Below are 25459 nucleotides of genomic sequence, written 5' to 3'. Positions count from 1 at the left end.
CTATTTGGATTATTCAAAATAAACGTTGCCATACGATTCAATACCTGCTGGAGAAGGCACAAAGCCCTTGAGGTTCACTTTACCTGCCATCAGCGGTGTGCTATGAACCAGTGGAATCCACGGCGCATCCTGTTTAATAATCACTTGTGCTTGTTTGTACATTTCCGCACGCTTGTCCTGATCGACCTCAACCTGCGCCTTCACCAATATTTTGTGTAGCTCCTCATTGACATAGAAGCTACGGTTATTACCCGGAATCGTATCCTTGTCCAGCAGGGTGTAAAGGAAGTTGTCCGGATCGCCATTATCTCCGTTCCATCCCAGCATATACAAATCATCTTTCTGGCCCGTCTTGACATCATCCAGATAAGTGGCCCATTCCGGCGATTGGATGTTCACTTTAACACCTATTTTTTCAAAATCAGCTTGAATGGCCTCCGCTACCTTTTTACCGTCAGGCATATACGGACGAGATACAGGCATCGCGTAAAAAGTTAACGGCTCGGTAAGCCCGTTAGGATAGCCTGCTTCCGCCAGCAAGGATTTAGCCTTATCCAGATCGTAGGTATAATCCTGAATGCTATCGTTATACCCCCACAATGTAGGCGGCATCGGATTGACCGCAGGCTTGGCCTCTCCCGCAAACAATGCATCAATAATAGCCTGTTTGTTCACTGCATGATTAAGCGCCTGCCGTACCTTGGGATTATTGAATACCTTTTTCTTCAAATTAAATCCGATATACGCCACATTAAAGGATGGGCGCTCCACTTTTTGCAGTTCGTTATTGCCTTCCAGTTGCTTCGCGTCGTCCGGGTTCAGATCCTCCATCAGATCAATCTCCCCGTTTTGCAAAGCATTAAATCGCGCGGTATTGTCGGGTATGGAACGAACAATAACCTTGGATAGCTTCGGCTGTCCCTCTTTCCAATAGTTTGGATTTTTCTCCAGCGTGATCGTGTCATTCCGTTTCCATTCCTTAAATACAAAGGGTCCCGTACCGACCGGATTGCTCTTGAAATCAGCCTTTTTCTCCTGAATAGCCTTAGGGCTTGCGATACTAAAGGATGGCATAGCGATATTTTGTAAAAAAGGTGCCTGCGGCTTGGTCAGTGTAAACTGGACCGTGTTCGCATCTACCGCTTTGACCTCCTTGATCACCCGACTCCCTTCTGGACCGAACATGGAGTCATAATAATCGAACGAGTCTCCGTCAAATTTATATGGGCTTTTCGGATCAAACCAACGGTTAAAGTTAAATACAACCGCTTCTGCATTAAAGTCACTTCCATCATGGAATTTTACACCTTGACGCAGCTTAAACGTATAAACTAGTCCGTCGGGTGACACTTCCCAGCTCTCTGCAAGCCCCGGCTGAATCTCCGTTGTACTTTCCTTGTATTCCAGCAAGGTATCGAAAACCTGCATTCCAATTTTTAGCGATTCACTTTCGGTTACAATCGCAGGGTCCAGCGCCACGGAATCGCCGCCGCGTCCATAAATTAATGTATCCTGCACGCCCTCTCCTGCGCCTCCTGGCGTTTTTCCTGCCTCCGGTTTTGCGCCTTCCTTGGAACCTCCACAGCCGGAAAGTGCCAGAACAGCCCCCAATGCAAGCACCAGTAGGACGGTCCAAGCTTTGTTCTTTACGTACTTTTTGCTCATGCAGCAGACCCCTTTCACACCTCGTATATTGTTAGTTCGTTAATACCAGATGGACGCCCAGATAACCTCTATGATCTAATGGACACATCGTCCAAATTAAATCTCATGACACACAGATACGTAAGCTTATACAGCAAATAGCTATCACCAATCGTAAGGTATTATCGAATGATGGGAATCAAACTGATTTTCAACCTATTACCGAGTGATATCATTTTCTCTGATGGAAGTTAATTCATAAGTTGGAGGTGTGAAAGGTAATTTTATATGTAGAATTAGATATCAACACCTGTGGTTCAATTCAATCGGCCTCCGTGATGTATGCCTAAAGTGTCGTACCTGATGCGATAGTCTGTGAGGTTATGAGGAAGATTGCTGTCTCCAAGCATTCAGCTTTTGTTGAATCATAGTGAAAAATGTCATATATACTCACAGTATATACAAGTGATCACATGAATGGAGAGTGATTACTGGATACTTTACTATAAAATGAGAGGGTAGACAAGAGCATTTTCATAGATTTTTTTAAATTTCCGAACGTTTTCGGAAAGTAATGTTAGTTAATATTACAGGGAAATATCTACAAATATATAAAAAAGAACGCGGCTATAACAGCTGCTCGCGTCCTCTTTGCAAGATCTCATTCTCCTACTTGGTTCCTGTTTGTTCAGTAGTTTACGACGATTTCTTAAACACACCCAGACGGTTCAAGACGACAAGCAGGCGATAAAAATCATAGCTGCTCGGCTGCTTGGCATCCACAATCGGACTCGACGGATTGAAAGCAACGGATGCGGCTACGGCTTCCTTGGCCCAAGCTGGCACTGGCATAGCCTGACGCGCCTCCAGGTCAGCTACTCGCTGATCCACTTTTTTAATATAAGCGGTCTGTTCGTTCAATGTCTGTTTGAGCACATCCTTGCTGTTTTCAAGTGCGGCTACCTGCTGCTGCAAGGCTTTAAATGCTGCTTTTTCCTCTGCCGTCATCGGCTCATCCCCCTCTTCTCCTGCAAAAGCCTGGCGCAGCTCTGCCTCTGTTCCGGCGTATACATTCAGGTCAACGGGCCCTTGAATCCCATCCACCCGCCCGCTGTCGCTGTATTGCCAGAAATCCCATAGCTTCCATGCTGTGGTATCGTTGGGCACTTGTGTGCTGTAACGCGCGATCCACAGCTTATAGGCTCCCAGCGGCGTTTTAAAATGGGTCGCAAAAGCGTTTCCCGTATATACCATCGGCTTGCGACCACTTACCCTTTCAAATTCCGTCAAAAATGCCATGGCTACATCATGGATCGCGGCAGAGCTAAGTCCTCCCGGATTATTCTCATAATCCATGACCGCTGGAAAGTCCAGCGCTTTTGCACCTCCAACCCGATCCAGCACCTCTGCAAAATGTCTAGCCTCCGCTTTGGCCGCGTCAACGCTGGTTGCATCTACAAAATGGTAAGCTCCCAGCAATACTCCTGCTGCCTTGGCCCCTTTGGCGTTGGTGATAAATGTCGGATCGACGTAACGCTCTCCCTGACTCGCTTTCATAAAAGCAAACGATTTGCCATCGGTTCGTACACGTTTCCAATCAATATTTCCCTGGTATCGGGACACGTCAATGCCCTCGGCAGCGTTAGAACTGCGATTTTGCATAAGTCGATCCCTCCTTGTCATTCATAATGTTGTAACCGATGATGTTACTGTTATAACTATGCTTGGACCATTGACGTGGTCCGGGCTTTTCCAACTTGGTGCTGAAAATGGGGCAAAGGTGCATTCTGCTCACCTTATGAAGCTTTATTTCCTTTGTCGGAGGGGTCTGTTGGCTTTTTCTTTTCCCCGACCGACTTGGATTCAAAAATGGCTACCGCATTTCGCAAAATATCCGGCATCGGCACTCCCATTCGGCCCACATTTTCAATAATCGACAATAGTTCATTCGCCAAATAAAAGAAAACGACGGCATCTCGGAAATAATGTGCATCCCCGAGAATACCGTCGATCAGATGAGCTACCGTAATCATCAAAAACACCGTAACCTTGCGAAAAATACCGTAATAGCCCTCTCGGCTTTTCAATGCCCCGTTAATCCAGGCCGCCGCCCAGCCTGTGAAAAAGTCGATAATAACCATCCATAACAACAACGTCAACATCGTCGTCCACCCCCCGAAAAAATAACCGATCAAGGTCCCCGTGGAAAACCCCAGCCAAATCTGATCGACCTTTTCATGCATGCTTGTTCCCCCTTTTTGATACAAGGTGTAAAATGAATGCCCTTGGTTAATCCAAGGGCACAAAAAACACGCTCCGTCGTGGGCGTGCTTAATTTTTATTTGCTGTACATTGTGTTAATTGCTCTTTATTTCCTGGAAATTAAATATTTTTGTTCTGTTCGCTATACTGTTTTCTTGCGGAAAATAGAGCTATACCATTTAACTGCTTCTCCCTGCTTATCCGAAACATCCACAGATGACGAATCATCTACGTTACCCAGCACCAGATCAGAACGATTGGATAAAATAATTTTCATTACCTCGCCACCCTGCTGTTCATCCAAAGCATAGCTACCGATGATCGTCGCTATATCACCCTCTCCCCGATCATAGCGGGTAATGCAAGCATGAGCACAAATACGCAATTGAGCCTCTGTTAAAGCTGCCATGGTTATGACTTCACCTCCGTTTATATAAATTCTTGCTGCTGTATATAGCAGTCAGTACACGTCATTTTCCTGTACTACCAAGCATGAGTTGGGCCAGTGTAATCTCAAGATCAGCAATACGCTGCTTAAATTGATCTGTCTCACTTGGCTGTTGCTCGGTTTTTGATGTCAATTCCTTAATAGCTTCCTCACTTAAACCCTCACTCCAAAATGTCGTGGGGTCTCTTCGCTCTGGAGCCGTAAAGGACTGGGCAAGATAGACAGGCTCGTCCCCACGTTCTTTTTCCGGCTTGCTCAGCCAATCATCATACAGCCTCTGAAATAAAGCTTGTGCTTCCTTGCTCTGCTGCTCGTATGCATGCTGTGCTTCTATCAGCTTTTCAGCGTATTCTAACTCATAGGTCTGCCAGCCTTGAATGTCAAAACGGGGGTGGTGTAGGCCCGGTGGTACTGGAATACCCACGGTATAACCCGCAGAAGTTTTTTCCTGACTAGTTTGATCTGTTGTTTGGGCATTGATGGCAGTAGGTTGATACGTATCTGGTTGCTTGTTTGCATCAGATAGCATGAGCGGAGATTGAGTATAAAAAGGGACGACGCCATTAAAGGCATCGTCCACTAGCTCGTCCTCAATGTAGAACCCCTCTGTATTTATTTTAGGTACTACTTTCATGCGTAAGACCTCCTTATTGTTCGGCTATAAACGAAACCCCGTCCAGCCACACAGCCGTGTATATAGTGTTCTGGATCATGACAGTTCCGTTCGTGTTTATGACTACGGTGGAATTGCTGGATTCGTTACCGCCGCCGTTTGATCTTACCCGTATCTCCGTTCTTATAGAGGGTCTATACTGCGCGGGAAGGGTAAACAATATAGTTCCAGGTGTTGTAACTCCGCCTGAAATTGAATCTCTGAAATAGACTACGTTATCACTAAGTTTAATGAAACCGAACAATGACGAAGCCCACCCATTAATCAACGTGGGTTTGAGCCACGCAGGACTGTCTTTGTCAGCCTTCTTGTTCTCCATCACGGACAACCGCGCCGTGTTCTGCTGTACGTTGTTCACTAAATCAGCAAGCAGCGTCTTTTCGTTGGCTGCGTAAGAGCCTGTGAATGGCACGACTGGCGAACGCTCAAGAGTAAGGTAAGTTACACTATAGGATGATCCAGCGTCATGATCGGCATCATATTGTTGCGCCAACGCCCCTGCACTTGTAACTATTCTGTTGGTTATCATCCATGCGTGATCTCGTTTTCCATTTTTATAAATCGCCAAAATATCCGATGCTTTTCGTTTAAGCCACGCAGTAGTAGTGTAGTTTGCGTTATTGACATTCCATAATTTTTCCACCGGTTGTTGATACGTCTCGTTTCGTTCGCGCAGTACAATCCCCGTACCTACTTCAACCTGATTATCTCCCTCAGTGAACGTAAGCTGTCCCTCGGATACGATGGGCACAATGGTAGGCGTTGCGAGTTGGTATATGAGTTGGTACGGCGTTTTGAAGTCTGCTGCTTGCGTCGTCGGTAGGGTGTTTGTGTAATTATCAGTTCCGCCCGACATCAGCGTGCCCCATGCTTTAACGCCTGTACCATCATATGGAGCAAGCGTCATCTGATCGCGCATCTTCCACCCCATAAAATAAGCCTTAATCTCGTCTGTTGTTGGGGTATAGCTGTCCCCCCATCCGCTGTCTGCGCTGGAGATAGATACATCAAATGCATCTTTGGTCGTCTGATTACGGAAATAGGCGTTATCTGCCGCTGTCATTGCGGAATTATGTGTCAGGATCTTCCCATCGTACTTAGCAACATATAGCGAATCATACGCTTTAGCTGGACCTAACCCGGATATTCCTACAACTTTATAGCCTGTATAGCTACCCGGAAGCGTCCAGACGAACGATCCATCCAGCGTCACACTGTTCCATTTTTTAGCCTTGAAATACTGCCCATCACGTTCAAACACTGTATCAGCATTTGCCCCTGTCACCGGATCAGCGTAAAGATCTGTTTGCATAGCAAGCATGGAGTCTTCACGCTGCTTGAATGGTTTGGCGGTACTGCCGATGTTGAGCATAGGTTTGGAAATAGTCGTCACTGTCGTCGCTGCACCTAACAAACGAACATTGATACTGGTCTCACCGGTAGGTACTGTAAATGTAACACTCAATAGTCCAAAACCCGTTTTATCCGCAAGTACAGTAGATTCAGGGTTATTTGTGACGGATATCCGACCATTAGCATCGGATGATTCAACGGATAGGGTATATGTCTTGCCGGGGACTACTGGAGAAACATTGTGTATCAGCTTATTGTCCGATGTAACTAAAATACTTTGCAGGTCCAAAATTACAGGACCTCCTTGTTTTGCTGACCACTCGTAAAGCGTCGGAAGCAAATTCTCACCATACCGAATCGCATACGGATTACGTACAGGCATTACGCTATCTACATATGGATATTTCGAGGCTATTTGTTCTGACGTCATGTTAGCAAGTGCTGTGTATTCAACATCCGAAATCTCATATAATCTAAGAGCATCCGCATAGCCAATCTGATCAACTGCTGTAGCATTAAGTCGCGCCATCGCTTGGGTGGTATTAACATCTACTGAAGACGAGAATACTACATAGGTGAACTCCCATTTGTTCTTGGAAGTAACCAACGGAGTTGAGAAACCAGTTTTCTGAATAACAATTTGCATATTACTACCAGACTCATTGTATAAATTCCCAAGAGCAATATATTTTTTGCCTGCTTTTATTGTCGTTGTTGTATTACCAAAACCGTCAGCAATAGCATTGGCAAGTTCTGCTGTTATCTTTAAAGAGCCACTACCTGCTATGCTTTTTTTGGTATCAATGTCCAACGTAGACTGAAAACGTCCGAACCTCGGAAGAGCTTTCGATCCTCCCCAATCTCTTCCCAACAAATTCACCAACGTACGCCCGCTCAACCCTGTAAGCGAAAACGGCGCGGCCTTTTCTGCATGAACAATTTGCAGCCCAGGTTCCAAAGTTACCATCTTACGCTCTGTCGTATCCAGACGCTTCTTAATCTCATTTACACCATCATTCACGCCACCTGCAAAATCATCTACAGCACGCCAGTTTTGATCCAAATACTTCTCCAGATCAAAATACGTTGTTTTGGGCGATGTGCGGTCAATTTGATTTAAGCCAAGATTTGGTGTTTTTTCGCTTGCCATGTTATGCGCCACCTCCTAGATATCTATCCTGTGTTGTATGTTCATTTTCATAGATGGTCATAGATTCGACTTCAGCAATGGTCAGGTAGCGTAGTTTGTATTCAACCGCCATGTGAGCCGGCTTGATCTCCTCGATAGCTGCTTTAAGATCCTCCACATTGGGCGGAATCCCGATGGTATCTATAAATTTGACCGTGAATCCCCATTCGGCGGGATGAAAAGTAACATCTACCGTGCCTCCGTCATATGCTTCAGCTACATTTTTGACAAGTCGGCCGGAAAAAGTTCCTGCCCCTCGCAGCTTCGATTCCACCACCGCACGCCGTTGGTCCAATGGCTTCGCCAGGTCGGTTTCGATACCCAGTTCCATTTCCCAGCGTTCCAATCCCCAGGTAGCGGTACGGACGAAAAACTGAGCCACCGTCGCATCCATCGCCAGATACAAGGAATCCAGTTCACTACCCTTCGCATCCATATCGGAGCGCATCACACGGGAAATTTCATAGTAGGCGGGTAAATAGGAAAACAGCTCGCGTCCCCGCAAGCTACTCATTTGAATATCCTCTCCCATAGCTCGACCAGAAAAGAACGAGCTGACACTACGGTTCAATCCATCATTACTCACTGACGCTCACCGTCCCCAGCACCGCCACCTGACCTGATCCAATCTCAATATTCTGATTGCTCTGTCCGTTAATTTTTAGCTCAGAGAAATCAATAATGATCGGAATGTCCAGCAAAACAGCAGAGATCCGGGTATACCGAACCAACGGGTCTTCCTTGTAAAAAGCAAGCTGCTTCAAATACGTCCGCACTCCGCTTTCGATCAGCTTTTTGATTTCATCCAGGGTGGACGGCTTCTCCTTGGTACGCTGTACCTTGACCGAGATGTTAATTTCCACCTCTGCCGCAGGCATGATCGTCACCACGGGACCCGCGGGTGCCAATCCTTCACCTTGTCCATCCTGAGTCGGATCAATGTACTTCTGCACCGCAGCGACGATATCCGGACTGGCAGCGCGTTTATCTGTGTCCAGCACATATAAAGCCACCGTACCCGGCCCTTTCCACAGCGGAACAACCTCCACGCCGCCTACTCCAGCGATTTCATTCGCCCACTGCATATACTGCGCCTTGTTGCCGCTTGTCCCCTGGTTCCGCACCTTGGCATAAAAACGCTCCAGCAACAGCTGGTCGCTCTCAATGTCCGTGCCACTTTTCGTTTCCTCCGTATTGATAACGGAGGAAACACCATTGACCGGGCTAGCCATCACCTGAATGACGCCCGCGGGTACGTTACCGCTGCGACCGGGATTGACTGCCCGAATCGCCGCTTCTCCTTTACCCTGCTCATCCAGCGTGGCCGCTGCCGTGGTCGCATACTCAATGGAAGCTTCCCCGGATACATCATCTGCCGGGGTCGCCACCAACGTTCCCGCCGGAACGGTCGTTCCCGCTGTACCCGTGAATATGACCATACCTGAGGCAGCAACCGCTTCCCTCCGTGTCACTCCATGCTCTGCTGTTCGCAGATCCAGCTCCGGCGAGCGAAAATCCGGGTTGTCGCTGGCTGCCGTGCTGGCAAAGCCCCGGCGCAGCAGCTCCTGCGCCCAGATCGCCGCTTCGGATAGCATAAACGCTACTGGCGCCTGCGCATCCCAAATAAAAGAGCCCTCGGACTTATCGATGTCCGAAGGTACTTTTTCCAGCATACGACTCAAAATTTCCTCTTCCGTCTGGTCTACCAAATATTCCGGCAAGTCTGCCATTAGATCACCACACTTTCCACAATTTCCGTTTCATCCCGTACATTCGTAATCTGGCAGCTAAAATGGCATGCCTCGCCTTCCCAGCTAAACGTAAACTGATCCACACTAGCCGTGCGAGCATCTGCTAGCAACGCTTCAATGACCATGCGCTTGATTTCACTTTCCTGCACACCATGCCCATAGCTGCTGCCGATCAGCTCCTCCAGCTCGCTACCATAGTCGGGAGAATAGATGACGTGACGGTAGCGGGGGGTACGAATTGCTTTTTCACACCACTGCACCCAGGCTTCTTTTTCACCTGTAGTCACGATTTTACGGCTGGGGCTCATGACAAATTCTCCGGCTTCAAAATCAAACCGCCAGCTTCGTCCAAATACCGCCCGGTTATCCTCCAGCACATCCGGATCCGTAATATCCGTCCAGAGCATATCATCCGTTTCGGGAAATAAATTAGCCACGTCCACTCACCACCTTGCACACCACAACCACATCGTTGCCACTATTCACCCGAACCGCAAGTACGCGATCACCGGGCTTCAGTCCTTCGTTCAGGCTCAGATTTACATCCTCCAGCTCGTCCTCCCCGATATAAAAGGAAGTTTTCAGCTCCTTGCCCTCCCAATTCTCCGACTCTACTGCGTTTGAGGTTCCTTTGTACATATGACGCGGTACAGACAGCAATCCCGGCAGCTCGGCGATTAGATAATCCTGAAGCTCATGTTTAAAATCGTCCAGCTTGAGTCCCGTGGAAGTAATCGTGCCTAGTACGGCACCTACTCCACTTAGCGCTTGCTTGGTTTGCTTGTGAAATGAGGATTGCAGAGCGGTGACCAAATGCCCATAGGGGTCCTTATTCAAGGTAAAACCTCCTTTTTACATCGTCATACGTGCCCAACTCCAGCGACATGCTGCCGGGGTTGCCCAATTCCCTGCTCACTGAAATCACCAGCAGCTTCATGGAACCTAGCATCACTGCGTCTCCTGCACGAATCGTGTTCATATCTGGCGCATTTACCGATATCGTTTGTTGTATGCCTCTCAGCTTACTTTTGGCCAACTCACGTGCCGCCGCACCCGATTTCACCTCATCATCCTGCACGATCACCTGAAGTGTGCCATACTTGGCAATGTCCTTTTCCTCAAGCGCCATCACCTTGGAGGGAACCTCATTGCCCGTTTCACTGGCCGCCGTAGCCAGTACCTTGACCCTCGTGGCCGCACCTTCCAGCGTACGGGATTGTGTCGTATCGGTCACTCTCTCCAAAACATACACATCTTTGTTCGTTCCCAGCTCATATAGCTCCAAACCGGAGGTAATCATCCGTGGATGATACAGCTTGCCACCCGCTTTTGCCGTTTCACGCAGATCTCCCAGCATCATAGAATAGATGGACTGTGTCCGGTATACGGCGCGTCCCAGCGTCTTTTTCGTATCTGGCAATGAAGCGATTTTCAGCTTCCAATCCCTGGCGTACTTCTGAAAACGCTGAGTAGCCGTCTGCTTGGCAGGGAGCAAATATTCATCCTCCGACTTGTCCAAATACACCGTGCGATCATATAACGTCAGCGTCATACGCTTGAGTCCATTGTTGGAGGTTTCCACTTCCCAAATAACCGCTGGAGACAGCAAGGGGACATAGTCTTTTTTGCCATAAGGAATGCCACTAACCCGGATCGACATCCCTGGAGAAATCGGAGGCATATCGGACGTAACAACCAAATTAACTGTGCCCTGATAAGCGATTTGCTCCAGCGAATCCCTCAAATTAATGTTCTCCACGAGCGGAGATAAATCATATTTATCCTGTAAAATAACTTTATAGCTCATGACAGCACCAGCTTTTGCCCCGGTTTAATCGCATTCGGATTTTGACCAATGACCTTTTTGTTAAGCTGATAAATACGACTCCATTGTGAACTGTCCCCCAGCTCCAGCTTGGCAATTTTGGACAAGGAATCTCCCGATTTCACCGTATAGGTTTTCTTCTTTTCTTTCATATCCGTGCGGGGCTTTTTGTTGACCGTAGCAGACTTCGTCCCACTGCCGGCTTTTTTGGATACCTTCATTTCACTCCAGGTCCGCAGCGAAAGATCAAAATTCACATCCCCATATTCCCCGCCCCGAAAGGTGGAGTTATGAGAAGCTACAATTACGGGTACATTTACAGCCGTCTCTGAAATAATGAAGCGTAATGGCTTTTGGGACAGCAAAAAACCATTCAACGTGTTCATGGCCTCTTGCGGATCAGGTACATCTTTATATTTGCAATACGATTCATCGTACTCCTTGGGAAAAAAAGAAGAGAAGGAGATTTCCTTCACCTTCTCCCCTTGTGGAAAATCAAACTCCCCATAGGATAAAATCGTCGTCGTATCAAATCCCTTTTGCCGTGAGATTGTCACTTCCTCGGGATTCACCGGAAAAATAAACTTAAATCCCTTACCATCCGTTAAACTAAATTCCATCTCTTTCCTCCTTCCCCCTGTTACCATACCACTGTATTACATAGCTCCAGCGCCCCCAGGCTTGGTGTTCTGCGTTGCCCGCAGAATTTCAGCTTTGAGACGGTAGCCAATTTGCGTAATAAGCCCCTCCACATCCAGTTTGTTTTCATGCACAGTTACCTGTACCGCTCCTGCTGGAAGATTGAACTGGTTCGTAGTTTCTGTCTTAAAATCCTTCAAAAAGCCGGAGAGTGTTCCCATTTGTTCAGGGCTGATCTGAACTACTTGAGGAGTTGGATTACCATTAACGTTACCTTTAGCTTTTGCTCCGTTGTTCGCATGAGCCGCAGTATTCAGTAGTGGGTTTGGATTTACATCTTGATTAGCAATAGCCATCGGTCCGTAAGGATTGGCAGCGCCGTTTAAGGCTGACTGTGCAGGCCCATACATCACTTGAGAACCGGGTGGTAATCCCGGGAAGGGTGGCATAGGTGTTAATGGCTTAGTCATCGTTACAGGTGTAGTGGATTGAGGTGGCGTCGCAGGCTTGGGCACTTCGGCTGGCTTCGCTGGGGTTTTCTTAGGCTCATCTTTACCTCCAAAGGAGAAGAAGTTGGAAAAGCTTTTACCAAAATCTCCAGTCTTATCCGAGATCCAGCTTGTTACCTCGGATGCTTTTTCTCCGAGATATTTCCCTGCTGAAGTAGCCTTATCCATAATAGCTGGTCCATAGTCTGAGACTAATCCGCCTACTTTGCCACCGATAAAGTCTCCCGCCATACCACCAAGTGTAGATCCTATTGCAGTACCTGCAAAAGGAATTACGGAGCCTACAATACCACCAAGGGTTCCCAATACTGCACCGCCTACAGCCGAGCCTACCGCTTGTGAGCGTTCTTTACCAGGCGTGGACTGAGCTATATTCATCAAATCCATTCCATAACTCAGGGGGCCCAGCAGTTTTTTAGAGCCGCCCTTTAAAAGGTTTTTGAACAAGCCTGACCCTGCTTCCTCAACTGCACCAGCAGTACTTGGGTTTATAATGCTAGAAGCCGCGCTAGAAACTGCATCTATAGCAGCACTGCCACCGCTTTTAATATTCCCAATTATTCCACCGCCACCTTTAAAAAAATCCATTCCGCCTTCCAGCATATCTCCAGTACCACCGAAACTTTCTAAAAGTTCACCAGTGGCCTTACCTAAACTACCTTTATTATTCCATATTTTTTTTGCTCCGTTTACTAATTTTTGCCTTTTTGTAGTTCCCCCAACTGGTCCAGCATCAGTCCACGCTTTTTTTAAATCTTTTGCTTTAGTTTTTAATTCAGAAAATCCCTTCATACCTTCGCCAAACTTTTTTACACCGACTAGAGTATCTTTAAGATTTTCCATAAAACCCTTAGGCTCCTCTTCCTTCTCACCACCGAACTTCAGAGAGCCTAACTTAGTACTCAAATCCCCAATAGCGGCAGTATTGGCCTCCACAGCAGCAGTATTTGCTTGCAGTACTGAACTAAGATTGTTATCAGCCTTAATTGGACCTGCTTTGCCAGCACCACTATTAGCTGATGAGGTGCCTTGAGAGACTGCCTTCACATTGACATTCCCCGAAGCGTTAATAATCTGGGATTTAACTCGGTTAATCTTGTTCAACAAGTTATCCAAGCCTTTGGAGGCCATATCGTTCAGCACGATTTCCGGGGCCATGCGGGTGCGACCGATTTTCATGACACGCCCTTGAATCCGCTCGAAATAACGTTCCATCGCACGCAATTCACGGTTCGCCTTAATGACGTTTTTGGGATCAATCACAAGGTTCATGCGGTAATTTAATGCTTCTGCCATATTTCAATGTTCACCTCCTTGTTATGCTTTAGAAGAAACCATACTGTCCATTTCCTGTTCAGCAAACGCCAGCAGCAGCATGCGCTCGCCACGGGGAAGCCGCCAAAAGTCTCCGGGGCGGAGGTGGTGCCGGACCCACAAGTGGTACAGCATCGTCGTCATTCCCCCGGAGCCGATTAGTTTTTTAGGTCAGCAATTTCCACGCCAAAGCCGGACAGTTCCAGCACCTTGTCTCCTACCGCATCCAGCTCACCCGCCAACAGCATACGACGGACTGATTGTTCGCCACCGGACAGCTTCAAACGGCTCGTAATCCGGGGATCGCCCCAGCCGCTAAGGGACAAGCCCTTCACTTCCAATTTTCCAGTAGCCTCCGAAATCAACAGGGCGTTGAACGTCTCGGTATCTACTTTTTCATCCACTGCACCCTTCACGGTTCGACGAACCGTACAACGCTCACGGATGCTGTCCACTTTGCTGGAGGTCAGACCGTGCAGTACAATTTTCATGTCCAGACGCTTGATACGCACCGTTTCCTCAGGCAATTTTTCAGCGGCTTCAAACAGACTGTCCAAGATTTGTTCTTCTGTCATATTTTCATTCAAGCTCATAAGTCATTCTCCCTTATTATCAATTTGTATTGGGGAACGGAACACCTTATGGCATCCCATCCCCCATGTTCATATTAGTTTGCTACAATCGGATCAAGCAGCTCATAGCCTTCGAAGGTGAAGGTCGTTTCTTCCTGTACTTCCTCACCAGCCGTCCAGTTGGCAAGCTGGATTTTGTCAGGAGTGCAACGGATAAGACGAATGCTCTCATGTCCAAAGGCTTCTGGATCATCCAGTTTGGTGATAATTTCGAAACGAGTGAAACCACGACGAATCATATCGGACGTCACCTTGTAGCCACTCATCGTGCCCGTTCCTTTTTTAATACCGCGTTTGTGTACCTTCCAGTCGTTGCCGACGAGATTCAGCTCACGTTTTTCCATTTCCACACTGGCTTCCAATTTATTGATATTCGTCTGCCAAACCCCGTCCACATGCGCCTGACCATACGTACCTAAAATGACTCTTGAAGCATCCAACATTTATTTTTCCTCCTCAAAATGATCCATAATATAGTTTTGGATTTCTATTTTCCCGCGAAATGCTTATTGCACGTAAAATGTACCGAACAGCTGCTCCATCACGTCGGTCAGCTTCACATTCCATTGCAGGAACACTTGGTCTGGCTCCGGTTTGATGACTGGAGCATCGCCATAGTAAGCCGGATCGAGAATGACATCGTAGCCATCGGCTTCGATAACGTTACTCAGCGACAGCTGTGCCAGGTATTCTTTGATCGCACCGATGAGTGCCAGACGGCCCTCCACGGTGTTGTTGATTTTGCCAATGTAAGTCTCTTCGGCTGCACGCTGCAAGTCAGCGTTAATAGCATCCATGACGCGGATGGAACGGATTTTCTTCCATGCGTTGTTTTGCCCGGCAGCCGGGTTCACCAAGCTGTTGATACCGCGCAACGCTTTGACCTGACGGCCGTCGAAGAACAGCAGGAAGACACCATTGCGGACAGCCTGCTCCTGTTCGGAGCGTGTCCAGCGGCGGGTTACATCCTCAAAAGGCGTCACCGCATAGGTCGCGGATTGGTTCAGACGTTGGCCTGCAATCAGTCCGGCTACATAAGCAGCCGTTTGAGCGGAGCTGTAATCCGTACCTGCCAGACGCACGCCAGTACCCACGTTCACGATACCTTCATGGTTGAGCGCCAGTGAACGGGCAGAAGCTAGGCTGACAGCGGTTTTGGATACATCATCTGCCGCAGAACCGCCGAATACAGCGATTACACCTTTGCCTTCGCCCCGGACACGCTTGATCCAGGCTGCAAAGCTTTGCAGCAAGGCCAGATCGGCTGCATAATCCAGCGCGAGGACGTTAAATTCCTGTCCTTCCAGCGCTTCCTGCATCGCGATGTAATCGGCATTAACCAGCTTACTATTACCGCTGTTACCGCCAGTGAGGTGTACGCCGCTGACATCCGCCGGAATGCCACCATTACCAACAACCTCGGCCTTTACCCATACGTTTTCGCTGTTCTTGTTCATCGCTTCCGCAATCGAAGCAGCCGTTCCGTCACTGCCTTTGTACGTGCCCAGCAGTTTAGTCCCCTCATAGAGACGCACCTCACGGGCTTGCTCGTCACCCAAGGTTGGCTGTACCGTTACGGCAAAGCCATTACCGCGGCTACCTGTGTACAGAGCTTGCAGGCGCAGCACATCGGTTGGTGCCTCACCGCCGCTTTTCAGCGTCACAGTTGCTTGAGCAGCCGTGTCATCTGCCAAACGGTAGGCCAACAGCTTTTTCGGTCCACCCAGCAGAGCCAGATACAGTGTAGAATACGCTGTTGCACCATCCAGACTGTCATTCGAAAAGATTTGGCTGATCGCCGTTTCGCTACCAATCTCTACAAACTCACGTACAGGACCCCAGTTGGCTTTAACTGGTACAACGACCGTACCGCGCGAGCCGCCTTGAATAGCTGAAGCCGCTGCTGCCTGAAAATTCATATACAAACCCGGCAATACCGGTTTATTCGTGTTTTCCCATGTTCCGCCTGCCATAATTAGTCCACCTTCGCTTTCATAAATTGTTCGATTTTAGTGTGTGCTTCTGCTACCGTGAACAGCTTGTCCTGTGTGCCAAAAAATGCGCCTGCCAGCACTTCTTCCTTCACGGAAAACAATTGTTCCGCGTGCTCCTTAAGCTCCTCCAGCGTATAGCGGGGGCCGCTTGCTTCCTGCCCGGCATTTGCCGGGGCTTTCTCGTTGTTGTCCAAGGTCACTCGGACCACCTCATTTCAAAATAGGATGAATTTCCACTCTGCGGATTAACGCCGCTTCCTCAGCCGGACGCATACGCCGCTGTATCAGCGTCAGCCGGAGCTGACCGTCCAAAATCTCATCCGCCTGCAAATCTGCGGAAGCTTCAGCCGTGGATATATAACGACCCTTCTCCTGATCCAGAGGAAGCTGAATTTGAGTGCCAAAGCCCTCGACTAACGCGGAAGCCGCGCGGTTCTCTTCAACAGTGTCCGGGGCAATAACGTGCCCGATGAACCGTTTGCGGAGTTCATACATGGAGGCTCCCGCCATCCTGGTCTCGCAGCCGCTCAGCCGCCATAGCACCGAGTGGCGTCCCGGCTGTGCGGGCCATGCATCAGCGTACACCAACCACGTCTCACCCAACTGCTTCTGTGTCCAGCGGGTCAGCGCCGCCAGCCATTCATCCGGCTGTGCAATACCGTTTGCCGGAGCGGCCCCTGGACTACCTTCCGTTTCAGGCACATACACGCCAAAGCGCAGCGTTCTATAGGCCTTGCCCGTGACGGTGTCCAGCTTTTCCGCATCCCGCACGCCCAAATAGTGCGCAGTAAAAGCCGACGTGTCCCCGCCTTGGCCTGTCACCGGCTCCCGGTGCAGACCGGCAATCAGGGCGTTCGCCCATACATCGGCCTGTGCCAGCCCGGCTTGTCCTGCGTACAGCTTGATGCGAACAACCTGCCGATATCCAACCCAGGAAGATTTCCAGATTTCCTCGCCCAGCGCCATAACGGCATACGGCTCCTCTGCCGTCTGCGACGGTGGCTGAACATCGTATACGCGTCCTTGAAGCGCTGGAACAATGTCAATGAGCTTTTGCTTAAAGGCTTGTCTCATCCTGCGGCATGCCACCTTTGCGCATCCTGCACTCGCATGCAGAGGCTACTTATCCAAGCTTTTTTCCACTTCCGTGTTCTCATCCGGCGCAGCCTCAACCTCATGCATTGCAGCATCCATTGCTTAGGCAACACGACTCCTCCTTTCTGTAAAACAATTCCCGGGAATCGACAGGGACGACAACCGCATGAAAAAACCGGCCCTGGTGGCCGGCTAACGTTTGACTGTGTGTGTCTTCGGTATGTCCTCTTGTCTTGATTCCCGATGATATAATCTTACACTCTTATAACGAATGCGTTGCCGGGGAAATGGACGATAAAAGCAGAGACTAGGGATGAAGTTGGGCGGATTTTAGAGAACATGTGTTCTTATCAATAAAAAAGGCCTTAACCCCCGCTATTGCAGGAAATCAAGACCTTTTAAGAAACGATATTAAATTAGAAATGAGAACAGATGGATAATTATTACACTATCCCAATTTTCGATCCGTACCCTTCTGTAAGCCTGCCAGATTCAAAACACCTTGATCCGCCAGCGCAAGCGCCATTTTGTAAAAAGCCCGAGTGCGAAGCTTCGTATACGTATCCTTGCTCACTGGCGGGTCGAGCACATAATTGTAAACCTTGTAGTCGAACACATCGTCATCCTTTAAATAACGCTCACGGATGAGCAGCTGTTCGCGTTCATTCAAGCGGCCGACTACGGCATCCACCATTTCACAATAAGCCAAGCGAGCCGCAGGAGCATCTACATTATATACGGCTGTCCGTGCCGTTGGATCGCTGGTCACATTCGTCGGTCCGTTCGGGCGATCCGTATAGCCAGCAGTGATAAAACTTTCCCGGTCCATAAAGGTAATGGTTTTATAAATCCTATATTTTTCAAATACCCCCTCCAGTGCATTCTGCGTTTTGCGTCTGTCCAATTCGGGTAAGTTATTTTTCATGAAAAGCAACACTCCTTATCTTATGCCTTTTGACAATGATGAATTTTTTAAATCGTACAACCCTTATGTTTACAATTTGTTCCCCTTTTGTTCGTATTATGAGTATAACATAGCATTATTTAGGATAGCTATCCATCGGCAAAAAAAGCGGTATAGCTTCAAAAACAGGATATTCGCTTTATTTTTCTATGCCTTTTGGCATATTACGTGCTTTTACTATTTACCTAATGGTATAATGGAAATAATCTTTTATTCTGTTGCAGAAGGGAGCCGCCATTGTGGAACAACCAGCATTTGGAACCTACTTAAAGCATCAGCGTGAGCACAAGCAATGGAGCATTAACCAATTGGCAGAAGCGGCTGGCATCAGCAATTCACAAATTTCCCGCATTGAAAACGGGCTGCGTGGAGTACCCAAGCCCTCTACTCTCCGCAAAATAGCGGACGCGCTCGGCGTATCGTATACCGAGATGATGAAGAACGCCGGATATTGGGGAGACGATGATTCCGTAGAGCAACATTCACACGACTCCTATCGTTCCAACGTACCGGAATGGGCTACTTCCAAAGACCGCCGGGATTTTAAAAAAATGCTGGAGGAAGACGGCGAATTGATGTTCGACGGCATTCCACTGGATAAAGAAGATCGTCAACGGATCAAGGATGTGCTGACAGGTCTGTTCTGGGAAGCCAAACAGATGAACAAGCATAAACCTAAGTCGCCCCCAGCGGGCAATGATCAGGAATAGCAGGTGAGCGCATGAACGAACTCATTCACAAACTCGTCCGAAAATACCGTACGAACTCCCCCTTCGATATTGCGGAAGCTCTGGGCATCCATATCCGTTACTGCGATCTGGGCCCCACAACCAAAGGGCTGTATTACCGCAAGCTGCGCAGAAGATTCATCGTCATCCACAACGAGCTTACACCGGAATGGAAACGATTCGTCTGTGCGCATGAATTGGGGCATGACCGACTTCATAAAGGCGTCAGCCGCTTTTTTATGGAGGAGCATTCCTACTTTTTTCCCGGCAAATTTGAACTGCAAGCCAATCGGTTCGCTGTGCTTTTACTCAGTGAAGGACAACCACCGCTTACCGACGAAACGCAGGAGCACTATTTATCCCGGATCGGTCTGCCCAAGGAGGCTGCCCTTTTTTTTGACCCTAAAACAGAACGCTAGTTCTTGTATCTAATTGTCGTTTATTCATTCCTCTTCAATATAGGTAGTTTGGCGAGGGCTTTAACAACCGATATGCGAGGATTTTGCAAAGTCCTGATACAAAAAATTTTCAGTGCTCTTATATAAAATAGAAGTTATTTTTACAATCTTCTGATAAAATGTGGACGTAAGCGGTTTCTCTAATTCATTCATTTTATAGGAGGTTGAAAGAACAACATGAACTCATGGAAAAAACTCTCGTCCATCTTGACGACCGCCGCGCTTCTGCTCGGATGTCTTGGCACAGCAGCAGCGGACCCGGCAGCCAGTACGGGAACAGCGGGAACTGCAACTCCTCCTGTCAGCGGGAAACACATCACCATCCTACATACGAACGATACTCATTCCCACGTGGTGGCGAACGACAAGGAAATGGGCTTCGCCAAGCTGGCAGGCATCATTGACCAGTACCGCGCTTCCAATCCTAATACACTATTGTTAGATGACGGAGATACGGTTCATGGAACGACCTTCGCTACCTTGGTCAGCGGCGAGAGCATCGTGAAAGTCATTAACAAGCTTCGCTATGATGCGATGGTACCAGGCAACCATGAGTTTAATTACGGCTGGAAGCATCTTGTGAAGCTGAGTAAGGAAATTCAATTCCCGGTACTCAGCGCCAATATTAAGCAAACAGATGGAACACGTTTGTTCCAGCCTTATGTCATTAAAGAAGTCGATGGCGTTAAAATCGGCATTATCGGCCTGACCACACCCGAAACGGCATACAAAACGAATCCTAAAAATGTCGAGGGCATTCAATTCACCGATCCCGTGGCTGAAGCCAAAGCGGCTGTAGATGAAATCCGCAGTAAAGTGGACGTTGTTGTGGTCCTCGGTCATCTGGGACAAGATGCATCCAGCAAAGACACCAGCCTTAAGGTCGTCAAGGAAGTGCCCGGCATTGATATTTTCATTGATGGACACAGCCATACTGTGCTGGAAAAAGGCTTGGTTGGTGACAATGGTACACTGATCGCAAGCGCGGGTGAATATACGAAGTATCTGGGCATTGTTGATTTATGGGTTGACGGCGGTAAGGTTACGCAAAAGCAAGCCAAGCTGATTGATTCGACGCAAGCAGCCGACATTCAGCCAAATGCTGAGATTACTTCATTGATCGCTTCCATTCAGAAGGAACAGGAGCCTATTCTCAAAGAAGTTGTAGCACAAACGAGTGTGGACCTGGAAGGAGCGCGTGAAAAGGTACGTGCAGGTGAAACAAACCTCGGCGACCTGCTCACCGATGCCATGCGTGATATTTCGGGGGCAGATGTGGCCCTGACCAACGGCGGCGGCATTCGGGCGTCCATCAAGACTGGAACGGTAACCAAGGGAGACATCATCACTGTGTTGCCCTTCGGCAACCAGATTGTTACCCTGAAAGTGAAAGGCTCCGACATTCAGGCAGCACTTGAAAATGGCACCGCTGCCTATCCAGAGCCAAGCGGTGGTTTTCCACAAGTATCGGGTATCTCATTTAAAATAGATACATCGGCAGCCAAGGGAAGCCGCGTCCACTCCATCCTGATTGGCGGAAAAGCGCTTGATCCTGATGCGACGTACACACTGGCAACTAATGACTTTACTGCTGTAGGCGGAGATCAGTATACAATGTTCGCCAAATATCCGCAGGCAGGTATGTTCGGATCGCTTGACGAGGCGCTGATTCGCTACATGCAAAAGGTTGGCTCCGCCAGCCTGCAAGTACAAGCAGACGGCCGTATTCAAGAAGCCAAAGCAGACGGCAAGGCTTCCGTTCCTACCGTGCAGCCTGTACCATCTGCTCCAGCCACAACACCGGCACCCGTGCAGGAAAAACCGCAAGTGGTCTCTACCCCGTCTGCGAAACCTGCACCAGCCAAAGCTCCAACAGCGAAGCCACAGCAGACACCGGCTCCTGCACAAGCTACAAATAGCCATGTGTATATTGTAAAGTCCGGGGATACACTGTATGACATTTCCCGTCAATATGGGTTCACCTGGCAACAGCTTCAAAAGCTGAACAAGCTGAAAAATCCTCACCGCATTTATCCGGGACAAAAGCTTGACCTCCCGGCCTAATTCAATAAGCTTGCAAAGGCAGCGTCCGGAATCTCAATGGTTTCGGGCGCTGCTGTATGTCAGAAGGTTGTTTTATGGGATAGTCCAAACTCATTTGAACATCGCATATTTTTTTCAAAAGCACGCCTTTTAGACGCTGACAAGATGTGAACCGGGAGGTATGATGGAGAAGAGCCATTCAACAGAACATCCATCCCGTTCTCTAGCGGGATCAGTTATAGGTGTGGAAGGAGCACAAAAATGCAATATATTATTTATGATCTTGAGTTTACCGTTAGCCGTAACGCCAGATATTCCTCCGAAATCATTGATATCGGTGCCGTCAAAGTCATGAAGGGAGACGATGGCTTGTACGTTGCGGACACGTTTCACAGCTTTGTCAGACCCTCAAATCGGCCTGTGCTGTCCACGGATACCGTGCAGTTCACCGGTATTACTCAACGGGACATTGATGCGGCCCCGCTCTTCCCTGAAGCCGTAAAGCAATTTATCACATGGCTCGGAACGGACTCTCCCTATTACTTATGTGCTTGGGGGCCAGATGACCGTCAGAAGCTGGTATCCCATTGTCGCACCCACCATGTGGACCTCCATTGGATTCATAATACGAATGATATACAAAAACAAATCTCCCGTTTGTTCGGTTCCAACGGCAAGTACCGTCAGCTAAGCCTGTCTCAGGCGCTGGAGCTGTGCAACATTGACTTTGATGGTCAGCAGCACCGGGCGCTGGACGACGCACTGAATACCGCTCAGGTTTTCATGCACCATTTTGATCGTATCACATTATCCAATAACGCTTCTGACGATGAGGAAAGCCGGGGCTCGAAGCTTGTATACTCCTCACCGGAAGAAGAACAGGATCAGTGCAGTCCATTTGGCAATCTCGCCAACCTGTTTAAGGACCGTTAGGAGGATCGCACCCCGGCCCGTTCAGGGGGATCTATCCCCCTTGTCATTCATGATTCCCTGCCTTTTTATCGGAATAAAACGCCCCCCAGTTTCGCAGCATTTCCTGCATTCGCTTGCGGTATCGCAAAGGCTCCAAAATTTCCGCCTCCGCTCCATATTGAGTGAGCCAGTCCAGAAATTCACCTTCATGATTCACCGTTACCTCAAACAATAGACTTCCATCTGGCAAATCCTTGAGAAGAGGCTTGATGAACAACTCCTCTTCTTTGACCCGATATACAGATTCGGCAGAAAACCTCACCACAAACCGGATATTCTGGTTCCCTTTGGTAACTGACCAGGTCCCCTTAAAAAACATTTCCATTTCAGAAGTATTCTTCTGAAACGTATACGGCAAGATCCTCATATTTCGAAAGCGGCTGATCCGAAAGGTTCTCATGGCGGCTTGCTTGTGACAAAAACCAAGCATATAAAAACGCCGATCCTGAGGAACCAGACAATAAGGATCAATCTGAACCAATGATACATCTTCATTCTGAGGCGAACTATATTCCGCTTCAATAGTCTGCTGCGTAAGACTTGCCAAAACAATCAGCCTGAGCAGATAAGGCTGGTTTTCCCGCTCAAGTGTCGAGCCGAGCCGGACGATATTTTTCATTTCCTGCGCGAAGCTTGTCTGGTCCATCTTTTTTTTCTGACTGGAGGCCATCACTTTCTCATAAGCACTTTCAAAAGCTGGTGGTAAAAGAGGTTTAACAGTTTCCATGACTTCCCCCAGCTTCGCAAAAGCCTGTGCCTCTTCTTCCGTCCAATTGAGAGGATACAGGGCGAAGTTACTAATAAATATGTATCCTTTGCCATGCCCCATATTGGCTATCGGAATATGCATAGCGCTTAGAGCCTCCATATCTCGGTAAATGGTGCGTTCTGATGTTTCACAACGTTCGGCAAGCTCTCTTGCCAATATCCCCGGATTTGCCTGAACAATAGTAATAATCCGCATTAACCGTATCAACCGATCAGTCAAGGAAGTCTCTCCTTTACAAAAAGATAGTAAAATAGACTCACTATATTACATAAATAAACTAGCATAATTGCCTACTTTTAAATATTAATTTCGGTAAAGCGAACATCTTCTATAGATATATCCTTATCAGTAGAGTCTTTAGAACTATATGCTTTAAATAATCCAAAAGTCCCGTTCCATTTATTGCGTATGGAAAAGAGTAATTCGGCTTCCTCCAGATACTCCATGTCTCCTGTTCTCGCCGCCTGTATAAGCAGTCCATCTGCTTGTCTGGTAAGTAGAAACGCCCCTCGCTCATGTTCCCCCTTCTCGTATATACGCAATGCTTTCTTCACAATTGGAGCCGTCTCATTCAGCTTTATGTATTTTGCCACCTTTGAGTTGGATGGAATGCTCAGCAGCCCAAGATGATGTGTGTAATGGATATAGAGCTGGTCCGTTCGAATCAGCGTCCGTTTTTCCTGATTAGTCTTACGCCAGCTCCACTCCATCATTCCAATGGTATGTCTTCCGGAAGAATGGGACGGTATAGAAAATGACAAAATAGCCTGCTTATACTTCCCCCTTCGCGTATCACCACAGTGAACAAGCATAAATTCTCCGTCTTCCGAGCGACTAAAGCTGAGCCTGGCCCCATCTACTTTCAATAGGTTTACTCCACTCTCTGGAATGAACCGAAGCTGCAGGTCACATCCAACTGTTTTCGGCATTAAAGTCCCTTTTCTTTTACGTATAGCCCCATGGCCCCATTCTATCAGCAGATTTACTTGTTCGGACCCATTCGCAGATATAGACTCTTTGTCCCATGTGTACGTTACATTAACCATTGACTTCAACACTGGTAAATTCCCCCTAAAAAGAACATGTAACTCTAAATTAACAGTGTTATCTGACACTATATTGTCAGGGAACATATGTTCGTTACCGAAAATTATACAGGTAATCTGTAGGAAGAGGGGCGTATATCAATAAATAACATTTTAGCCCAATAAAATTGCATAATTACGCAAAAAAACAGCCCGGCATAAGCCGGGCTGCATTATAGTCTCTCTTCATATATAAAGCTAAGAAATTGTAGTTTCTGCCAAAGAAACATTCGCTTTTGTGCAAATATCGGTAATAGGCGCAAAAGTTATGCTGTCCACCACCAGTTCCTTCGACAAAGGCTTTCCGTTTACTGTTATTTTTAACGTTTTATAGGTTTGTTCTTTTTCGTTCATCGTTCATTTCCCCTTCTATATTTCTTGCTTAATATATTTTTACTCATTTCTGTCCTTCATCAAATAGGGTTGGCTCTTGTACATGCTCGCCAGAAAATTACGGAATCTTGCTGCTTCCTTGATATACCCGTTTTGAGGTACACTTAAACTAGAATATCGACTTTTTTTGTAAATATTTCTCCCGGATTTGTCATCCTGTTATTCTAAACTTTGAACCCTAATCATTACACTATACGTAACCATAAGATATGGGTAATTATGCTTATCATTTAACATCTTGGTGCATCAGAAGGAGGAATATCTCTTGGTACGACAAATTTCTCGCTTTGCTTTCTGCCGCCGTGTCGCCTGCACTGCTGTAGCGCTTATGTTTATGTTTGGCGGAACCGGAGTTCCGGGAGCGCATGCCGCCTACTGGGATGATGTATACCAGGGCTTTGAGCAATTTTCCAGGCTGCCTGGCGATGTATATCAGCTCAAGGAAAGCTATAAGCAAACGCAGGAAGAGCTGCAAAAGGCCCATAGCAGCATTGAGGTTTATCAGGAGCAAAACGCTCAACTATTAGAGCAAAATCGCAAGCTGACCGACACCGTTACCGAGCTGAAAAATCTTCAGGTTCAGCGCGATCAGGCTTCACACCGTAACAAGATGCTGATCCTCACAGCCGTCATTCTGCTGGCTGGTTATTTTATCGGTATCCGCCTGCTGCGATACGGGATGCGTCGACGTTCAGGAAGATACTAGCTCTCTGAAAGGA

The 25459-nt window shown here is 47.8% G+C and carries 28 protein-coding genes; 6 read left to right on the top strand and 22 right to left on the bottom strand.

The window, feature by feature from the left end:
- Positions 1 to 9 precede the first annotated feature (9 nt).
- The 13 genes from C1I60_RS11900 to C1I60_RS11840 all read right to left on the bottom strand — a co-directional run bounded on the left by C1I60_RS11900 (position 10) and on the right by C1I60_RS11840 (position 13589).
- Positions 10 to 1665, bottom strand: coding sequence for an ABC transporter substrate-binding protein (locus tag C1I60_RS11900; protein ID WP_137061898.1), 1656 nt, complete (start codon positions 1663 to 1665; stop codon positions 10 to 12).
- 675 nt (positions 1666 to 2340) lie between these two features.
- Complete coding sequence (locus tag C1I60_RS11895) at positions 2341 to 3306, bottom strand: glycoside hydrolase family 25 protein (protein ID WP_137061897.1); 966 nt, start codon at positions 3304 to 3306, stop codon at positions 2341 to 2343.
- A gap of 134 nt (positions 3307 to 3440) precedes the next feature.
- Positions 3441 to 3887, bottom strand: coding sequence for a phage holin family protein (locus C1I60_RS11890; protein WP_137061896.1), 447 nt, complete (start codon positions 3885 to 3887; stop codon positions 3441 to 3443).
- 161 nt (positions 3888 to 4048) lie between these two features.
- The gene (locus C1I60_RS11885; RefSeq protein WP_137061895.1) at positions 4049 to 4315 is read right to left on the bottom strand and encodes a hypothetical protein; all 267 of its coding nucleotides are present in this window, start codon (positions 4313 to 4315) and stop codon (positions 4049 to 4051) included.
- Positions 4316 to 4376: 61 nt separating this feature from the next.
- Positions 4377 to 4988 (bottom strand): hypothetical protein, encoded by a 612-nt coding sequence (locus C1I60_RS11880; protein WP_137061894.1) that lies wholly within the window; start codon positions 4986 to 4988, stop codon positions 4377 to 4379.
- A 13-nt stretch (positions 4989 to 5001) separates the two neighbouring features.
- Entirely contained in the window at positions 5002 to 7530 is a 2529-nt protein-coding gene (locus tag C1I60_RS11875; protein WP_137061893.1) for a hypothetical protein, read from the bottom strand.
- A 1-nt stretch (position 7531) separates the two neighbouring features.
- Entirely contained in the window at positions 7532 to 8083 is a 552-nt protein-coding gene (locus C1I60_RS11870; protein ID WP_252361682.1) for a YmfQ family protein, read from the bottom strand.
- Between the two features lie 64 nt (positions 8084 to 8147).
- Positions 8148 to 9299, bottom strand: a complete 1152-nt coding sequence (locus tag C1I60_RS11865) for a baseplate J/gp47 family protein (RefSeq protein ID WP_137061892.1) — start codon at positions 9297 to 9299, stop codon at positions 8148 to 8150.
- Positions 9299 to 9757, bottom strand: a complete 459-nt coding sequence (locus tag C1I60_RS11860; protein ID WP_137061891.1) for a DUF2634 domain-containing protein — start codon at positions 9755 to 9757, stop codon at positions 9299 to 9301. The genes C1I60_RS11865 and C1I60_RS11860 overlap by 1 nt, the downstream gene beginning before the upstream one ends.
- Entirely contained in the window at positions 9750 to 10157 is a 408-nt protein-coding gene (locus tag C1I60_RS11855; protein ID WP_137061890.1) for a hypothetical protein, read from the bottom strand. The genes C1I60_RS11860 and C1I60_RS11855 overlap by 8 nt, the downstream gene beginning before the upstream one ends.
- Complete coding sequence (locus tag C1I60_RS11850) at positions 10150 to 11127, bottom strand: XkdQ/YqbQ family protein (RefSeq protein ID WP_137061889.1); 978 nt, start codon at positions 11125 to 11127, stop codon at positions 10150 to 10152. Before C1I60_RS11850 ends, C1I60_RS11855 begins: the two co-directional genes overlap by 8 nt.
- On the bottom strand, positions 11124 to 11765 hold the full coding sequence (locus C1I60_RS11845; RefSeq protein ID WP_137061888.1) for a LysM peptidoglycan-binding domain-containing protein: 642 nt from the start codon (positions 11763 to 11765) through the stop codon (positions 11124 to 11126). The genes C1I60_RS11850 and C1I60_RS11845 overlap by 4 nt, the downstream gene beginning before the upstream one ends.
- 36 nt (positions 11766 to 11801) lie before the next feature.
- On the bottom strand, positions 11802 to 13589 hold the full coding sequence (locus C1I60_RS11840; protein WP_137061887.1) for a hypothetical protein: 1788 nt from the start codon (positions 13587 to 13589) through the stop codon (positions 11802 to 11804).
- A 6-nt stretch (positions 13590 to 13595) separates the two neighbouring features.
- Here C1I60_RS11840 and C1I60_RS24865 point away from each other — a divergent pair, with 6 nt between their 5' ends.
- Entirely contained in the window at positions 13596 to 13769 is a 174-nt protein-coding gene (locus C1I60_RS24865) for a hypothetical protein (RefSeq protein WP_212734466.1), read from the top strand.
- Here C1I60_RS24865 and C1I60_RS11835 read toward each other — a convergent pair.
- From C1I60_RS11835 to C1I60_RS11810, 6 genes are all read right to left on the bottom strand, one after another.
- The gene (locus tag C1I60_RS11835) at positions 13766 to 14200 is read right to left on the bottom strand and encodes a phage tail assembly chaperone (protein WP_014280217.1); all 435 of its coding nucleotides are present in this window, start codon (positions 14198 to 14200) and stop codon (positions 13766 to 13768) included. The two genes, C1I60_RS24865 and C1I60_RS11835, sit on opposite strands and share 4 nt — an antisense overlap.
- A 74-nt stretch (positions 14201 to 14274) precedes the next feature.
- A complete protein-coding gene (locus C1I60_RS11830) occupies positions 14275 to 14682 on the bottom strand; it encodes a phage tail tube protein (RefSeq protein WP_137061886.1) in 408 nt (135 codons plus the stop codon).
- A gap of 63 nt (positions 14683 to 14745) precedes the next feature.
- Complete coding sequence (locus C1I60_RS11825) at positions 14746 to 16212, bottom strand: phage tail sheath family protein (RefSeq protein ID WP_137061885.1); 1467 nt, start codon at positions 16210 to 16212, stop codon at positions 14746 to 14748.
- Between the two features lie 2 nt (positions 16213 to 16214).
- Positions 16215 to 16433, bottom strand: a complete 219-nt coding sequence (locus C1I60_RS11820) for a YqzN/YkzM domain-containing protein (protein ID WP_137061884.1) — start codon at positions 16431 to 16433, stop codon at positions 16215 to 16217.
- Positions 16434 to 16443: 10 nt separating this feature from the next.
- Complete coding sequence (locus C1I60_RS11815) at positions 16444 to 17307, bottom strand: hypothetical protein (RefSeq protein WP_137061883.1); 864 nt, start codon at positions 17305 to 17307, stop codon at positions 16444 to 16446.
- 469 nt (positions 17308 to 17776) lie between these two features.
- Positions 17777 to 18253 (bottom strand): ArpU family phage packaging/lysis transcriptional regulator, encoded by a 477-nt coding sequence (locus C1I60_RS11810; RefSeq protein WP_014280212.1) that lies wholly within the window; start codon positions 18251 to 18253, stop codon positions 17777 to 17779.
- A gap of 278 nt (positions 18254 to 18531) precedes the next feature.
- On the opposite strand from C1I60_RS11810, the gene C1I60_RS11805 reads away from it, so the two are divergent.
- The 4 genes from C1I60_RS11805 (at position 18532) to C1I60_RS11790 (ending at position 22454) form a co-directional block, all read left to right on the top strand.
- Positions 18532 to 19002: a helix-turn-helix domain-containing protein gene (locus C1I60_RS11805; protein WP_137061882.1), complete on the top strand. Its 471-nt coding sequence runs from the start codon at positions 18532 to 18534 to the stop codon at positions 19000 to 19002.
- An 11-nt stretch (positions 19003 to 19013) separates the two neighbouring features.
- Positions 19014 to 19439 carry an ImmA/IrrE family metallo-endopeptidase gene (locus tag C1I60_RS11800; protein WP_137061881.1) on the top strand — a complete coding sequence of 142 codons (426 nt, stop codon included), beginning with the start codon at positions 19014 to 19016 and terminating at the stop codon, positions 19437 to 19439.
- A 216-nt stretch (positions 19440 to 19655) separates the two neighbouring features.
- Positions 19656 to 21542 carry a 5'-nucleotidase C-terminal domain-containing protein gene (locus C1I60_RS11795; protein ID WP_137061880.1) on the top strand — a complete coding sequence of 629 codons (1887 nt, stop codon included), beginning with the start codon at positions 19656 to 19658 and terminating at the stop codon, positions 21540 to 21542.
- 240 nt (positions 21543 to 21782) lie between these two features.
- The gene (locus tag C1I60_RS11790; RefSeq protein ID WP_137061879.1) at positions 21783 to 22454 is read left to right on the top strand and encodes a 3'-5' exonuclease; all 672 of its coding nucleotides are present in this window, start codon (positions 21783 to 21785) and stop codon (positions 22452 to 22454) included.
- Between the two features lie 43 nt (positions 22455 to 22497).
- Here C1I60_RS11790 and C1I60_RS11785 read toward each other — a convergent pair whose 3' ends face one another.
- From C1I60_RS11785 to C1I60_RS24465, 3 genes are all read right to left on the bottom strand, one after another.
- The gene (locus C1I60_RS11785; RefSeq protein WP_137061878.1) at positions 22498 to 23481 is read right to left on the bottom strand and encodes a helix-turn-helix transcriptional regulator; all 984 of its coding nucleotides are present in this window, start codon (positions 23479 to 23481) and stop codon (positions 22498 to 22500) included.
- 77 nt (positions 23482 to 23558) lie between these two features.
- Positions 23559 to 24320, bottom strand: coding sequence for a hypothetical protein (locus C1I60_RS11780; RefSeq protein ID WP_137061877.1), 762 nt, complete (start codon positions 24318 to 24320; stop codon positions 23559 to 23561).
- 225 nt (positions 24321 to 24545) lie between these two features.
- A complete protein-coding gene (locus tag C1I60_RS24465) occupies positions 24546 to 24701 on the bottom strand; it encodes a hypothetical protein (protein WP_170970784.1) in 156 nt (51 codons plus the stop codon).
- A 304-nt stretch (positions 24702 to 25005) separates the two neighbouring features.
- Here C1I60_RS24465 and C1I60_RS11775 point away from each other — a divergent pair, with 304 nt between their 5' ends.
- The gene (locus C1I60_RS11775; protein ID WP_137061876.1) at positions 25006 to 25446 is read left to right on the top strand and encodes an SH3 domain-containing protein; all 441 of its coding nucleotides are present in this window, start codon (positions 25006 to 25008) and stop codon (positions 25444 to 25446) included.
- Positions 25447 to 25459: the final 13 nt, after the last annotated feature.

Origin of the sequence: Paenibacillus terrae, from assembly GCF_005217525.1 — a bacterium.
In the GTDB taxonomy this organism is placed as follows: Bacteria; Bacillota; Bacilli; order Paenibacillales; family Paenibacillaceae; genus Paenibacillus; species Paenibacillus terrae_C.
This window is presented reverse-complemented; position numbering and strand designations above follow the sequence as displayed.

Bases quoted from the DNA above. Each gene is read 5' to 3' on its own strand.
- C1I60_RS11870 (WP_252361682.1), bottom strand. From the start codon at position 8,083: ATGAGTAGCTTGCGGGGACGCGAGCTGTTTTCCTATTTACCCGCCTAC.
- C1I60_RS11850 (WP_137061889.1), bottom strand. From the start codon at position 11,127: ATGAGCTATAAAGTTATTTTACAGGATAAATATGATTTATCTCCGCTC.
- C1I60_RS11875 (WP_137061893.1), bottom strand. From the start codon at position 7,530: ATGGCAAGCGAAAAAACACCAAATCTTGGCTTAAATCAAATTGACCGC.
- C1I60_RS11795 (WP_137061880.1), top strand. From the start codon at position 19,656: ATGAACTCATGGAAAAAACTCTCGTCCATCTTGACGACCGCCGCGCTT.
- C1I60_RS11800 (WP_137061881.1), top strand. From the start codon at position 19,014: ATGAACGAACTCATTCACAAACTCGTCCGAAAATACCGTACGAACTCC.
- C1I60_RS11895 (WP_137061897.1), bottom strand. From the start codon at position 3,306: ATGCAAAATCGCAGTTCTAACGCTGCCGAGGGCATTGACGTGTCCCGA.
- C1I60_RS24865 (WP_212734466.1), top strand. From the start codon at position 13,596: ATGTTCACCTCCTTGTTATGCTTTAGAAGAAACCATACTGTCCATTTC.
- C1I60_RS24465 (WP_170970784.1), bottom strand. From the start codon at position 24,701: ATGAACGAAAAAGAACAAACCTATAAAACGTTAAAAATAACAGTAAAC.
- C1I60_RS11790 (WP_137061879.1), top strand. From the start codon at position 21,783: ATGCAATATATTATTTATGATCTTGAGTTTACCGTTAGCCGTAACGCC.
- C1I60_RS11840 (WP_137061887.1), bottom strand. From the start codon at position 13,589: ATGGCAGAAGCATTAAATTACCGCATGAACCTTGTGATTGATCCCAAA.
- C1I60_RS11810 (WP_014280212.1), bottom strand. From the start codon at position 18,253: ATGAAAAATAACTTACCCGAATTGGACAGACGCAAAACGCAGAATGCA.
- C1I60_RS11830 (WP_137061886.1), bottom strand. From the start codon at position 14,682: ATGTTGGATGCTTCAAGAGTCATTTTAGGTACGTATGGTCAGGCGCAT.
- C1I60_RS11815 (WP_137061883.1), bottom strand. From the start codon at position 17,307: ATGAGACAAGCCTTTAAGCAAAAGCTCATTGACATTGTTCCAGCGCTT.
- C1I60_RS11880 (WP_137061894.1), bottom strand. From the start codon at position 4,988: ATGAAAGTAGTACCTAAAATAAATACAGAGGGGTTCTACATTGAGGAC.
- C1I60_RS11885 (WP_137061895.1), bottom strand. From the start codon at position 4,315: ATGGCAGCTTTAACAGAGGCTCAATTGCGTATTTGTGCTCATGCTTGC.
- C1I60_RS11890 (WP_137061896.1), bottom strand. From the start codon at position 3,887: ATGCATGAAAAGGTCGATCAGATTTGGCTGGGGTTTTCCACGGGGACC.
- C1I60_RS11845 (WP_137061888.1), bottom strand. From the start codon at position 11,765: ATGGAATTTAGTTTAACGGATGGTAAGGGATTTAAGTTTATTTTTCCG.
- C1I60_RS11835 (WP_014280217.1), bottom strand. From the start codon at position 14,200: ATGAGCTTGAATGAAAATATGACAGAAGAACAAATCTTGGACAGTCTG.
- C1I60_RS11825 (WP_137061885.1), bottom strand. From the start codon at position 16,212: ATGGCAGGCGGAACATGGGAAAACACGAATAAACCGGTATTGCCGGGT.
- C1I60_RS11900 (WP_137061898.1), bottom strand. From the start codon at position 1,665: ATGAGCAAAAAGTACGTAAAGAACAAAGCTTGGACCGTCCTACTGGTG.
- C1I60_RS11865 (WP_137061892.1), bottom strand. From the start codon at position 9,299: ATGGCAGACTTGCCGGAATATTTGGTAGACCAGACGGAAGAGGAAATT.